Annotated in this window: 10 protein-coding genes and 1 tRNA gene; 1 reads left to right on the forward strand and 10 read right to left on the reverse strand. The window is 70.0% G+C overall.

Annotation, left to right across the window (positions count from 1 at the left end):
- Position 1: 1 nt before the first annotated feature.
- The 9 genes from purQ to infA all read right to left on the reverse strand — a co-directional run bounded on the left by purQ (position 2) and on the right by infA (position 7,571).
- On the reverse strand, positions 2-691 hold the full coding sequence (purQ, locus tag BLU08_RS00585; protein WP_090194009.1) for a phosphoribosylformylglycinamidine synthase subunit PurQ: 690 nt from the start codon (positions 689-691) through the stop codon (positions 2-4).
- Complete coding sequence (purS, locus tag BLU08_RS00590) at positions 691-936, reverse strand: phosphoribosylformylglycinamidine synthase subunit PurS (protein WP_090194011.1); 246 nt, start codon at positions 934-936, stop codon at positions 691-693. The genes purQ and purS overlap by 1 nt, the downstream gene beginning before the upstream one ends.
- Positions 937-1,186: 250 nt before the next feature.
- A complete protein-coding gene (locus tag BLU08_RS00595; RefSeq protein ID WP_090194014.1) occupies positions 1,187-4,060 on the reverse strand; it encodes a pitrilysin family protein in 2,874 nt (957 codons plus the stop codon).
- Positions 4,061-4,522: 462 nt separating this feature from the next.
- Positions 4,523-5,320 carry a phosphoribosylaminoimidazolesuccinocarboxamide synthase gene (gene purC, locus BLU08_RS00600; protein WP_090194016.1) on the reverse strand — a complete coding sequence of 266 codons (798 nt, stop codon included), beginning with the start codon at positions 5,318-5,320 and terminating at the stop codon, positions 4,523-4,525.
- A 34-nt stretch (positions 5,321-5,354) separates the two neighbouring features.
- Positions 5,355-5,430, reverse strand: a tRNA-Phe gene (locus BLU08_RS00605).
- A 108-nt stretch (positions 5,431-5,538) separates the two neighbouring features.
- Positions 5,539-5,727 (reverse strand): DNA gyrase inhibitor YacG, encoded by a 189-nt coding sequence (locus BLU08_RS00610; protein ID WP_090194019.1) that lies wholly within the window; start codon positions 5,725-5,727, stop codon positions 5,539-5,541.
- Complete coding sequence (locus BLU08_RS00615) at positions 5,724-6,743, reverse strand: ribonuclease (RefSeq protein ID WP_090194021.1); 1,020 nt, start codon at positions 6,741-6,743, stop codon at positions 5,724-5,726. Before BLU08_RS00615 ends, BLU08_RS00610 begins: the two co-directional genes overlap by 4 nt.
- Positions 6,736-7,308: a nucleoside triphosphate pyrophosphatase gene (locus BLU08_RS00620; protein WP_090194023.1), complete on the reverse strand. Its 573-nt coding sequence runs from the start codon at positions 7,306-7,308 to the stop codon at positions 6,736-6,738. The genes BLU08_RS00615 and BLU08_RS00620 overlap by 8 nt, the downstream gene beginning before the upstream one ends.
- Before the next feature lie 17 nt (positions 7,309-7,325).
- On the reverse strand, positions 7,326-7,571 hold the full coding sequence (infA, locus tag BLU08_RS00625) for a translation initiation factor IF-1 (RefSeq protein ID WP_007163491.1): 246 nt from the start codon (positions 7,569-7,571) through the stop codon (positions 7,326-7,328).
- Between the two features lie 222 nt (positions 7,572-7,793).
- On the opposite strand from infA, the gene BLU08_RS00630 reads away from it, so the two are divergent.
- Complete coding sequence (locus BLU08_RS00630) at positions 7,794-10,970, forward strand: hypothetical protein (RefSeq protein ID WP_090194025.1); 3,177 nt, start codon at positions 7,794-7,796, stop codon at positions 10,968-10,970.
- A gap of 31 nt (positions 10,971-11,001) precedes the next feature.
- Here the strand turns inward: BLU08_RS00630 and BLU08_RS00635 are convergent, their stop codons facing one another.
- Positions 11,002-12,171, reverse strand: coding sequence for an NAD(P)/FAD-dependent oxidoreductase (locus BLU08_RS00635; protein ID WP_090194027.1), 1,170 nt, complete (start codon positions 12,169-12,171; stop codon positions 11,002-11,004).
- Positions 12,172-12,194 lie beyond the last annotated feature (23 nt).

The following is a 12,194-nucleotide window of genomic DNA, read 5'->3' on the forward strand; positions in this document are numbered from 1 at the left end:
TTCAGGCGGAGGCGAGCGCGCCGATCAGCCCTTCGAACAGGCGCCGCCCGTCGGTCCCGCCGAGCGAGGGATGGCTGGCCGGTTCGATCGCGCGTTCGGGATGCGGCATCATGCCGAGCACGCGGCCGTTTTCGCTCAGCACCCCGGCGATGTCGCGGCGCGAGCCGTTGCAGGTCTCTTCGTAGCGGAAGGCGACGCGGCCCTCGCCCTCGAGCCGGTCGAGCGTCGTCTCGTCGGCGAAATAATTGCCGTCGTGATGGGCGACGGGGATGCGGATCCTCTCGCCCTGCCTGAACGCGCCGGTGAAGAGGCTCTGCGCGTTGTCGACCCGGAGCGGCACGGTGCGGCAGATGAAGGTCTGGTTCGCGTTCCGCATCAGCGCGCCGGGCAGCAGGCCCGCCTCGGTCAGGACCTGAAACCCGTTGCACACGCCGAGCACCGGCACGCCGCGCCCGGCCGCCTCGACCACCGCGCGCAGGATCGGGCTCTTCGCCGCCATCGCGCCCGAACGCAGGTAGTCGCCATAGGAAAAGCCGCCCGGCAGCGCGATCAGGTCGAGCCGGTCGGGCAGGCTGGCATCGCCGTGCCAGATGCGGATCGCCGGTTCGCCCGATACCTTTTCGAGCGCAACGGCCATGTCCCGGTCGCAGTTCGAGCCGGGAAAGGTGACGACCCCCGCGCGAAAGCCCATCAGCCGCGCTCCCCTTCGACCCGTTCGATGGCGTAGTCCTCGATCACCATGTTGGCGAGCAGCTGTTCGCACATCCTCGCCAGCGTCTCGTCGGAAGTGTCCTCGGCAACCTCCAGTTCGATCATCCGGCCCACCCGCACGTCCTCGATGCCCGCAAAGCCGAGCCCGTCGAGCGCGTGATGCACCGCGCGGCCCTGCGGGTCGAGCACGCCGGGCTTGAGACGGACGAGGATGCGGACTTTCATGGGACTGTTCCTGCGGCTGGAGTGGGTTGCGGCGCCCTATAGCGGGGCCGGACGCCAAGGGGGAGGGGTTTCCTCAAGGCCTTCGTGGACGATCCGCGGGTGGTTGGCGTTTCCTTCGGGGTCGATTACCAAGGCGTCACAACCAGAGACGCCGGGGCAATCGCAACCCGGAACTGTGACAGAATGGGGCCGGCGAGAGGCGACTCGCCGGCCCTTTTTTGTGCTTGCACGTCAGCGCGCCCACGGCGCCTCAGCAGTCTGCCTCTGCGGTGCAGGCGGCTTTCGGCAGGACGAGCACCTCGAGCGCCTCTTCGGGGTCGAGCCAGCGCCGGGCGGTCGCGGCGATGTCCTCGAGGCCGATCGCGTCCAGGCGCCCGGGAACGGCAAGCCAGCGGTCGATCCGCTCGGGCTCGCTCTGCGCCCGGGCGACGAGGCCCATCCAGCCCCCGAGGTTCTTGAGCGCGTTCTGGTAATCCTCGAGCAGCGGCCGCTTCGCCCGTTCGAGCGTGTCCGCATCCACCGCCCCGGCGCGGAAATCCTCGACCAGCCCGCGGATCGCGTCGCGCGCCGCATCGACCGCCGCCACGTCGAGCGCGGCCTGGACCTGGAACGTGCCGTAACCCTCGTAGGTCCGGCTCGGCGAGGAGTTGGCCCCCGGCGAATAGGCCTGGCCGAGCTTTTCGCGCAGGCGCTCGGTCAGTTCGACCTGCACCGCCCGGGCGAGGACGGCGAGGCGCAGGCTTTCTCCGTGGTCCGAATCGTCGGTCGTCGGCCAGGTCAGCCGCAGCAGCGCCTGGTCCGGCTCGCCCGCATGGGTGAGGACGCGCGGGGAACGATCGGCGGTGAAGCTGCGCCGGCGCGCCTCGGGCCGCTCGCGGAACTCGGCCTCGCGCGGGGGGAGTGCGCCGAACGTCGTCGCGACCGCCGCGATCGCCGCGTCCTCGTCGATATCGCCGACCACCGCGACCTCGATCGCGCCCTTGGCGAAGCGGTCCTCGACCACTTCGCGCAGGGCGGCGAAATCCCTGGCGAGATAGGCCTCTTCGGATTGCAGGGTGAAGCGCGGATCGCCGTCCGACAGGAGCCCGCCCAGCGCGGCGCCCAGCGCGCGCGCCGGGGTGGCGTCGAGATTGGCGAAATAGTCCTCGATCGAACGCGCATAGCGCTCCTCGCCCTCCGGACGGTAGCCCGGATCGGTCAGCAGCGCCGCGGAGAGCCGCAATTGCAGCGCGAGATCGCGCGGCGTCGTCGCGGCGGACATGGCGAACCTGTCGGCCCCCGACGACATGCCGAAGCTGACGGTGCGCCCGGCCAGGATCGTCGCGAGTTCGTCCTCGCTGTGCGCGCCGAGCCCGCCCCCGGCGAGCGCGGAAATCATTGCGGTGGCGAGCGGATCATCCTTCGTCTCGAGCAATTGCCCGCCATCCACCGCGACGAAGACCTGCAGCCGGTCCTCGCGGATGTCGGTGCGCTTGAGATTGAGCCGCACGCCGTTCTCGAAGGTGACGAGGCGGATACCGAGCCGTTCGTCCACCTGGTCCTCCGCGACCGTGCCCGGCTCGCCGAAATCGCCGTAGGCGAACTCGGCCGCGGCCGCCTCGTTCGGCGGCGCGACGGGAAGCGCCATCGCCTCGGTGAACGCCGCGCGCAACGCCGCCTCGCCGCCTTCGGGGGCGCTGCGGCCCTCGAAGCGGATCAGCGGCTCTTTCAGCGGGATGGCATCCTCGCGCAGCGCCGCGTGGACGGCCTCGGGCGTTATCCGCTCGGCCAGCTCCTCGAAAAAGCCCAGGGCAAAGGCGGGATCGGTCGGGATCACCTCCTCGTCCACCAGGCGCAGCGCCGCGTTCGCGAAGGCGGCGTGGGTGCGCGAAGCGGCGGCAGCGACGAGGTTCCCGAGCCCCGTGCGCCGGCCCGCGACCTGTTCGTCGAGCTCGGCCTGGGTGAAGCCGTATTCGAGCGCCTCGTTCACCGTCTGCACCGCCGCCAGCATCCCGCCGCGCCATTCGCCGTCCGGCGTGTTCACGCTGAGCCGGGTGATGCGCGCATCCTCGAACAGGTCGCCCGAGCCGAACCGTGCCGAGCTGAAGGGCGCATCCGCCCCGCGGGCGAGCGCGGCGAGGCGGCGGTTGACGATGGCATAGCCGATCGAGCGCAGCGTGCTGCGTTCGCGCGCGGCCAGCGTGTCGGGTTCGTCCCGGTAGGGCGCGAGGCGGGTGAGGGTGATGCTTTCGGAAAGCGCCGGATCGAGATGGATGCGGGTTTCGCCCTTGCGGGTGACATCGATCGGCCCGGAGACGGGCTCTTCCGGGGCCGGGCCGCCGTCCCAGTCGGCGAACAGCGCGCGGATCTTTTCCTCCATCACGTTCACCGGATAGTCGCCGACGACGACCAGCACGGTGTTCGCGGGCACATAGGTGCGTTCGTAGAGCGCGCGGATCGCCGCCGCGTCGGCGCGTTCGAGCACGTCGAGCGTGCCGATCGGCAGTCGCGCTCCATAGCGCGCGCCCGGTGCGAGGAAGTCCACCTCGTCGCGGTAGGCATCGAGCGCGTAGCCCGCCCGGTCGCGCCGCTCGGCAAGGATCACGCCGCGCTCGCGCTCGACCGCGTCGGGATCGATGGTGAGCTCGCTCGCGGTCTCGCGCATCAGCATCAGCGCGGTGTCGAGCAGGTCCGGATCATTGCGCGGCAGGTTGAGCATGTAGGTGATCGCCTCGTATCCGGTCGAGGCATTGGTGTCCGCGCCGAAGGCGAGCCCTTCGCGTTCCAGCAGCTTGATCATCTCCCCCTCGGGCACCCGGCGCGAGCCGTTGAAGGCCATGTGTTCGAGGTAGTGCGACAGCCCGCGCTCCTCCTCGCGCTCCTCGAGCGAGCCCGAACCGATCCGCATCCGCACCAGCGCCGTGCCCTCGGGCGTGGCGTTCTCGCGCAGGATGTAGCGCATCCCGTTGGGCAGCGTGCCTAAGACATAGCCGGGTTCGAGCGGCACGTCGCTCGCCTCGAACGGCCATTGCGGCGGCGGCGGGGGAGTATCGCTCGCGGGGTCCTGCGCCTGGAGCGGGGCGAAAACGATCGGAAGAAGCGCGAGGCAGAGCCCCGCAACGAAAAGTCGCAGTGTCGCAATCATGTGCAGTCGTGTACGCCCCGAAAATGTCGTGTTCGCATGGCAGCCTAGCTGCCCCCGCCGCTTTGTCATACCCGTGCGCGGGCGTTGTCCGCGAGGGAAGCACGGCGGCGAGATCCTGCCGCTAAAGGAGCGGCTGGCCTGGCAGGCCCTTGCCGCAAGCGGCTTGACTGCCCGCTGAACGGGCAGCGCTTGCCCTCGTGCAGGGGCCCGTTTTTCAGGCAGGAACGAAAACCTGTGCAGGGCGCGCGCTAGGCGCGGGTGTCATCGCCCGCGGCGCTGCCCGAAGCACGGGCAGGGGCCGATGGCGTGCAGCGAAAACGGGCAGGACGCCGCTGCCCGTTTTTCGGGCAGGCGGAGCGGCGCAAGCGGACGGCCACGCGCAATGCGTGGCGGCCCGCCCGCCCTTATGGCAGGCCGTGCGTCCATGTCTGGAAAAAAGCCCCGCGCGGGGGTGCGGGGCGGCTATTTCTTGGGCGGGGTCCGCATCCGCGAGCGGTGGGTCGAAAGGTCGAGCACCTCGCCCGGCCCGTTCTCCTCTCCCGCGAGCAGGCCGAGCCGGCGAGCGACCTCGCGATAGGCCTGTTCCTCGCCGCCGAGGTCGCGGCGGAAGCGGTCCTTGTCGAGCTTCTCGCCGCTCGTCATGTCCCACAGCCGGCAGCTGTCGGGGCTGATCTCGTCGGCGAGTATCACGCGGCTGAAATCGCCGTCGTAGAGCCGTCCGAACTCCATCTTGAAATCGACGAGGCGGATGTCGATCGCCGCGAACATCCCACACAGGAAATCGTTGATCCGAATCGCCATCGAGGAAATGTCGTGCATCTCCTCGTTGCTGGCCCAGTTGAAACAGGCGATGTGCTCTTCGGCGACCAGCGGATCGCCCAGCGCATCGTCCTTGTAGTAATATTCGATCAGCGTGTGCGGGAGGGGTTCGCCTTCCTCGATGCCGAGGCGCTTCGAGATGGACCCCGCCGCGACGTTCCTGACCACGACTTCGATCGGAATTATCTCGACCTGCCGGATCAGCTGTTCGCGCATGTTCAGCCGGCGGATGAAATGTGTCGGGATGCCGATATGGGCGAGGCGGGTGAAGACGTGTTCGCTGATGCGGTTGTTGATCACGCCCTTGCCGTTGATCGTGCCCTTCTTTTCCGCGTTGAAGGCGGTCGCATCGTCCTTGAAATACTGGATCAGCGTGCCGGGCTCTGGCCCCTCGTAGAGGATCTTGGCCTTGCCTTCGTAAATCTTGGTGCGGCGGGACATGGCGGCTTTCTGGTGCCTCGCGTCAAGAGGGGAGTGGTGCCCAAGGGCGGAATCGAACCACCGACACTACGATTTTCAGTCGTATGCTCTACCAACTGAGCTACTTGGGCTTCCTACTCCGCGGCGACATGACGGATCATGCCGGCGAGCGAACGAGAGCGGGCCTATGGGACAAGGGGACCGGCTTGGCAAGGGGTATTTCTGCCCCCGGCGATGCCTCAGTCCTGCTCGTCCCAGTCGGACTGCGCGAGCTCCTCGGGGCTGGCCGGGCGGCCGGGTACGGCGTAGCCGTCGCCGAACCAGCGGGCGAGGTCGCGGTCCTTGCAGCGCTGCGAACAGAAGGGGGAGAATTCGGCCGTGCGCGGCTTCTTGCAGATCGGGCAGGGGCGGTGGGCGGTTCGGGTCATGCGGTCACGATCTGTGCGCTGGCGGCTTCGAGCGCAAGACCCGGATCGGTTTCCAGCCGCACCTCGCGCCCCGTCCGGCGGGCGAGTTCGTCCAGCCATCCGGGCTTCAGCTTCGCCTTTAGCGCGGGGTGGACCCGCAGTTCGAGAACCCGCCCCGTGCCCGGCGCCCGCCCGGCAACGAACAGGGCATGACGCGCGCACATCCCGGTGCGCGACGTGGCGAAGCGGTGGAGCAGGGAAGGCCCTTCCAACCGCGCCACCACCTGCACGAAGCCGAAGCCGTTCATCGCGGTCCGTTCGTGCGGCCAGCCCGCGAGCGCTTCGCCCAGCGCCTCGTCGACCGCGCGGCGGTCGGCCCTTGCCTCGATCGTCGGGAAGTCGATTCCGATATTGCCGCCCAGATCGAACCAGCGCAGGCCCCGCGCGATCGCCGGGATCGCGCGCAGCGCAAGCTCGCGCGGGGGTACGTCCCCGTCGATGTCGATCACGGTCATGGCCGGCGTGACCGAAAACAGCACCTCGCCCCCGGCAAAGGCGATGCTGCCCGATGACGCGGCGTGCCAGACGTCGTCCCAGTCGCTTGCGGGGAACCGGCGGGCGGTCGCGCCGAGCGCGAAGGGGTCCTCGCCGAAACGCTCCGTCGCGGTCCCGGCAGACGTGTCGGCGAGCGTGCTGCCCACCGCCGTGCAGCGCGCCTGGGCGCGTTTCAGCCGGCCGCGCTCGGCCATCGGCGCGCGGGTGATCGTGATGCCGATCCTCGCGCCTTCGGTTGCAGCGGGAGGCAGGTGATCGACGAGCACTTCGCCGCCGGTTTCCAGCACCGCGACACCGCGCCGCGCGCCCGCCCGTTTCGCAGTCAGCGTCGCAAGCGCGGCCTGGCCCGCCCGCAGTTCGCCCGGCCATGACAGCCTGGCCGCGATGACCCCGCCCCCCCGGCCCACCAGCAGCGCGCGGGTTTCCCCGATGCCGCGATCGACCAGCCAGCTCGGCGCGAGATCCGCCCCGGGCTCAGGCAATGCCGAATCCCGCCGCCTTCAGCAGCGCCCGGGTCTCGTAGAGCGGCAGGCCCATGACCGAGGAATGGCTCCCCCGGATCCACTGGATCAGCCCTTCCGCCGCGCCCTGGATCGCGTAGCCCCCGGCCTTGCCGTTCCATTCCCCGGCCGCAAGATAGGCCGCGATCTCCTCGGCCGAAAGCGGCTTGAACCGCACCGTGTTCTCGCTCAGCCGTTCGCGCAGCGAGCCGTCGGGCGCGCGCAGGACGACGCTGGAAAGCACGGTGTGGCGACGGCCCGAAAGCAGGTTGAGGCAGGCTTCCGCATCCTCGCGGCGTTCGGTCTTGGGCAGGATGCGGCGCCCGGCGGCCACCACCGTGTCGCCTGCCAGCACGAAGCCGGGCGCCTCCACCGCCAGCGCCTTTTCCCGCCCCATCCGCAGGGCATGGGCGCGGGGCAGTTCGCCCTTGAGCGGGGTCTCGTCGATGTCGGCAGGTCGCACCGCATCGGGCTCGATCCCGAGCCGCGCGAGCAGTTCGCGCCGCCGGGGGGAGGCCGATGCGAGGGTCAGGTGAAGCGCGCCCATCAGCGGGGCCGCGCGGTTTACTGCGGGCCGGGACCGCCGCGGCCCGGCATGAAGCGATAGGTGATCCGCGCCTTGGTGAGATCGTAGGGCGTCAGTTCGCACAGCACCTCGTCGCCGACCAGCACCCGGATGCGGTTCTTCCGCATCTTGCCCGCCGTGTGCCCAAGGACTTCATGGCCGTTTTCAAGCTCCACCCGGAACATCGCATTGGGCAGCAGTTCGACCACACGCCCGCGCATTTCGAGGAGTTCTTCTTTCGCCATGAATTTCCTTGCATCCGTGTTGCGACGCACAATGCGTTCGTCGATGTGAGCGCGGCATTTAGCGATGCGGGGGACAAAAGGGAAGGGTCGTGCGTTAGGGACGCGACCGCGCGGAGGGCCGGCAGCCTGCCGCCCTGCGCGCCTGCCATTTCCGGGGGCGGATGCAAAGCGTTACATTCGGGCGCTTGTTCCGATGCCCCTTCCGCTCAAGAGAGAGCCCGCATGAACCGCCCCGCCTCCCTGCGCCCTCCCGTTCGCGCCCTGCTCGCCTCTTCGGCGCTCGCGTTCGCGCTCGGCGCGCTCCCTGCCGCGGCGCAGCAGGCGGAGGAGGGCGACGAGAGCGCGCAGGCCCCCGTTCCGCAGGAAGCCGAGGACGACCCGATCGGCAGCGGCGGCGAGATCGTCGTGCGCGCCCAGCGCCTGCGCGGTCAGCTCGACGTCGAACAGGCGCCGCTGCTCGAACTCGGCGAAGAGGCGATCGCGGCCGAGGGCGTCGCCTCGATCAGCGACCTCATCCAGCAGATCGAGGCACGCACCGGCTCGGCCCGCGGGCGCGGGGGAGAGCGGCCGATCGTGCTCGTCAACGGCATCCGCGTCGGTTCCTTCCGCGAATTCGCGCAATACCCGCCCGAGGCGCTCGCCCGGGTCGAGGTCTTCCCCGAGGAAGTGGCCCAGCGCTTCGGCTTCCCGCCCGACCGGCGGGTGATCAACCTCATTCTCAAGGACAACTACGACAACGCCGAGGTCGAGCTCGAATTCGAAGGCCCGAGCCGGGGCGGCTATTTCCAGACCGAACAGGAACTGGGATACCTGCGCATCGCCGACGGGGGGCGGATCAACGTCAACCTGACCGCGAACGACCGCTCGCTCCTGACCGAGGCGGAGCGCGGGATCATCCAGACGCCGGGTTCGACCTCGGACCTGCCGGGCGATCCCGACCAGGCCGAATTCCGCAGCCTGCTCGCCGACACGCGCTCCTTCGATGCCAATGTGAGCTACGCCAAGGCCTTCATCGACCAGGGAGCCTCGGTTTCTGCGAACATCAATTACCAGCGCAACGACAGCCGCGCGCTGAACGGGCTCAACCTCGTCACGCTGACAGGGCCGGACGGCGACAGCCTGACCCGCACCTTCGGCGAGGAGACCCCGCTGACCCAGACCCGGGCGGAGGATGTCCTCAACGCCTCGGGCTCGCTGAACAAGCAGGTCAACGCCTTCCAGTACACCGGGACCTTCGACGCGGGGCTGTCCGAACTCGAGCAGGTGATCGACCGCCGGTTCGACACCTCCGCGCTGGAGGCGGAGGCGCTGGCCGGCACTCTCGCGCTCGATGGCCCGCTGCCGGGCGCGGTCGCGGGCGGGTTCGATGTGGCGAACACGCGCGGCATCAACGCGGCGACATTGCACACGCTGAACGGTCCGCTCGCCGACCTGCCGGGGGGCGAGCTGATGGCGACCTTCGATGTCGGCTACGACTGGAGCCGGGTCGAAGCCTCGGACACGCGCGGCAACCTGCCGGTGAACCTCACCCGCGGCGACATCTCGACCGGCGCCAATCTGGTCGTCCCGATCACCAGCCGCAGGCGGGGTTTCGCCGATGCGCTGGGCAGCTTCACGCTCAATCTCAACGCCGGGATCAACGACCTGTCGGATTTCGGGACGCTCGGCGATTATTCGGTCGGCCTCAACTGGGGCGTGACCGACCGGTTCGAGCTGTCGGCGACCTACATCTACCGCGAGGTAGCGCCGGGGCTGCGGCAACTGGGCGATCCGCAGGTGCTCCAGCCCAACGTGCCCGTCTTCGATCTTGTCGCGGGCGAGACCGTGCTGGCCGAAGTCCTGACCGGCGGCAATCCCGACCTTCCGGCCGAGACGCAGACCGACTGGCGGTTCCAGGCGAACTGGGAGCTGCCGTTCTGGGACGACACGCGCTTCACCATCGAATACATCCGCAATCGTTCGGATGACGTGACGAGCGCCTTCCCGCAGGTCACGCCCGCGATCGAGGCGGCTTTCCCGGACCGGATCGGGCGCGACGCGGACGGGCGGCTGACCTTCGTCGACCGGCGGGCGGTGCGCTTTGCCGAGACGCGATCGGACCGGTTGCAGTTCACGCTGGGCACGCGCGGGCGCTTCGGGGACGAGGCGGAGCGCGGCGGTCCTCCGGGCGGGGCCGGCGAGCGGGCCGGCGGCCGCATGGGCAGGCCGTCCGGCGCTCCGGCGGCGGGCACGGCCGGGGCGGAGCGCGGCGGGCCTCCCGCGGCGGACCGGCGCGAGCGGTTCATGGCCTTCCGCGACCGCCTCTGCGCCGAGGACGGGGCCGAATGGCTCGCCGACCTCGTCGCGCGGGTCGATGCGGGCGAGGACCTGTCCGAAGAAATCCCCGGCTTCGATCCCGCCCGGCTCGAGGCGATGGTCGCCCGCGCGCGCGGCGCGGACGGGACCATCGACGAGGACCGCCTCGCCATGTTCCGGGAGCGGATCTGCGCTATCGATCCGGCGGTGATGGGTGGCCGCGCCGGGCCGCCCGTGCCCGCGGACGGCTCTCCCCGCGTCCCCGGCGGCGGCGAGCGAACGCCCGAATACGAAGCCTTCCGCGCGCGCCTGTGCGGCGAGGGGGGCATTGCCGCCCTGCGCGAACTCATCGCGAGGATCGAGGCGGGCGAGGACGTGTCCGCGCTCCTGCCCGGCGTCGATCCGGCCCTGATCGAGACGGGGCTGGACCGGGCGCGCGGCCCCGACGGGACCATTCCCGACGCGGTGCTCGAACGCTTCCGCACGCGGATGTGCGAGATGAGCGCGCGCGGCGGACAAAGCGGCGGCGAAGCGCGCGACGGTGACGGCGGCGACGGGCGCGACGGTGGCGGGGGCGGCGGGGGCGGTCCGGCCTTCAATCCGCTCGGCGGCGGAGGGCGGCCGGGCGGCTTCTTCTACTTCGCCAACCTGACTCACACGATCGAGCTTGCGAACGAGATCCTCATCGCCCCCGGCGTCCCCGTGCTCGACCAGCTCGACGGGGATGCCACCGACGCCTTCGGCCTGCCGCGCCATTCCTCGCGGCTGGAGGCGGGGATCTTCGGCCAGGGTCTCGGTCTGCGCCTGTCGGGCCGCTATACCGGCAGGACACGGCTCGACGGGTCGGGCCTGCCGGGAAGCACGGACCTGTTCTTCGGCGACATCGTGACCTTCGACCTGCGCGTCTTCGCCAATCTCGACCAGGTGACGCGGAGCGAGGCGAAATGGCTCGACAATGTCCGCGTGTCGTTGCGGGCCGACAACCTCTTCGACGCGCAGCGCCGGGTTAGGGACGAGGCGGGCAATGTCCCGATAAACTACCAGCCGCTGCTGATCGACCCGACGGGGCTGTTCGTCGGCATCGACATCCGCAAGCTGTTCTAGCCTCCCTTGCGACCTTCTTGGGGGGGAAAGGCTACAAGCTCTCCCCGCAGGCGACCCCGCTCGCCCAGGCCCACTGGAAATTGTACCCGCCGAGCCAGCCGGTCACGTCCACCGCCTCGCCGATGGCGTAGAGGCCGGGCACGCGCTTCGCCTCCATCGTGCGCGAGGAAAGCTCGGAGGTCGAAATGCCGCCGATCGTCACCTCGGCCTTGGCGAAGCCTTCGGTCCCGGTCGGGCGGAAGCGCCAGTCGGCGAGCCGCGCGCCCGCTTCGCGCAGGGCGCTGTCGGGCACGTTGCCCAGTTCGCGCGTCACGCCGAGCCGATCGGCCAGCGCATCGGCGAGCCGGTCGGGCAGGTGTTCGCGCAGGGCCGCGCGCAGGCTCGCCCGGGGCCGGTCGCGCTTCAGTTCGACCAGCCAGTCCGGCCCCGCCTGCGGCACGAAGGTCACCGCGACCTCCTCGCCCGCGCGCCAGTAGGAGGAGACCTGCAGGATCGCCGGGCCCGACAGGCCCTTGTGCGTGAACAGCGCCGCCTCGTCGAAACTGCCCGCCCCGGCGCGGGCGCGGACCGGGGCGGAGACGCCGGACAGCTCGCGGAACAGCGCGTCCCCGCCGCCCAGCGTGAGCGGCACGAGCGCGGGGCGCGGCTCGACCACCTTCAGCCCGAACTGCCGCGCCAGATCATAGGCGAAGCCGGTCGCGCCCATTTTCGGGATCGACGGGCCGCCGGTGGCGATGACGAGAGCGGGCGCGGCGTAGCTGGCGCCGGAGGCGGAAACGGCGAAGGTTTCCCCGTCCTTCACCACCGCGCCGACATCGGCGTTGCAGATCACGTCGACGCCGGCGGGACATTCGGCGAGCAGCATCTCCACGATCGCCCTGGCCGAGCCATCGCAGAACAATTGCCCGAGCGTCTTTTCATGCCACGCGATGCCGTGCTTTTCGACCAGTTCGATGAAGTCGGCCGGCGTGTAGCGGGCGAGCGCGCTCTTGGCGAAATGCGGATTGGCCGACAGGTAGTTTTCCGGAGCCGCGTGGAGATTGGTGAAATTGCACCGCCCGCCGCCCGAGATGAGGATCTTCCTGCCCGGCTTCTCGGCCCGTTCGAGCACCGCGACGCGAAGCCCCCGCTGGCCCGCGCGTGCGGCGCACATCAGGCCGGCTGCGCCCGCGCCCAGGATGATCGCATCGTAATGTTCCATCGCCCGCGAGATAGGCAGCTTCG

The sequence above is a fragment of the Erythrobacter sp. HL-111 genome, from assembly GCF_900105095.1.
Classification (GTDB): Bacteria; Pseudomonadota; Alphaproteobacteria; order Sphingomonadales; family Sphingomonadaceae; genus Erythrobacter.

Bases quoted from the DNA above. Each gene is read 5' to 3' on its own strand.
- purQ (WP_090194009.1), bottom strand. From the start codon at position 691: ATGGGCTTTCGCGCGGGGGTCGTCACCTTTCCCGGCTCGAACTGCGAC.
- purS (WP_090194011.1), bottom strand. From the start codon at position 936: ATGAAAGTCCGCATCCTCGTCCGTCTCAAGCCCGGCGTGCTCGACCCG.
- BLU08_RS00595 (WP_090194014.1), bottom strand. From the start codon at position 4,060: ATGATTGCGACACTGCGACTTTTCGTTGCGGGGCTCTGCCTCGCGCTT.
- purC (WP_090194016.1), bottom strand. From the start codon at position 5,320: ATGTCCCGCCGCACCAAGATTTACGAAGGCAAGGCCAAGATCCTCTAC.
- BLU08_RS00610 (WP_090194019.1), bottom strand. From the start codon at position 5,727: ATGACCCGAACCGCCCACCGCCCCTGCCCGATCTGCAAGAAGCCGCGC.
- BLU08_RS00620 (WP_090194023.1), bottom strand. From the start codon at position 7,308: ATGGGCGCGCTTCACCTGACCCTCGCATCGGCCTCCCCCCGGCGGCGC.
- infA (WP_007163491.1), bottom strand. From the start codon at position 7,571: ATGGCGAAAGAAGAACTCCTCGAAATGCGCGGGCGTGTGGTCGAACTG.
- BLU08_RS00630 (WP_090194025.1), top strand. From the start codon at position 7,794: ATGAACCGCCCCGCCTCCCTGCGCCCTCCCGTTCGCGCCCTGCTCGCC.
- BLU08_RS00635 (WP_090194027.1), bottom strand. From the start codon at position 12,171: ATGGAACATTACGATGCGATCATCCTGGGCGCGGGCGCAGCCGGCCTG.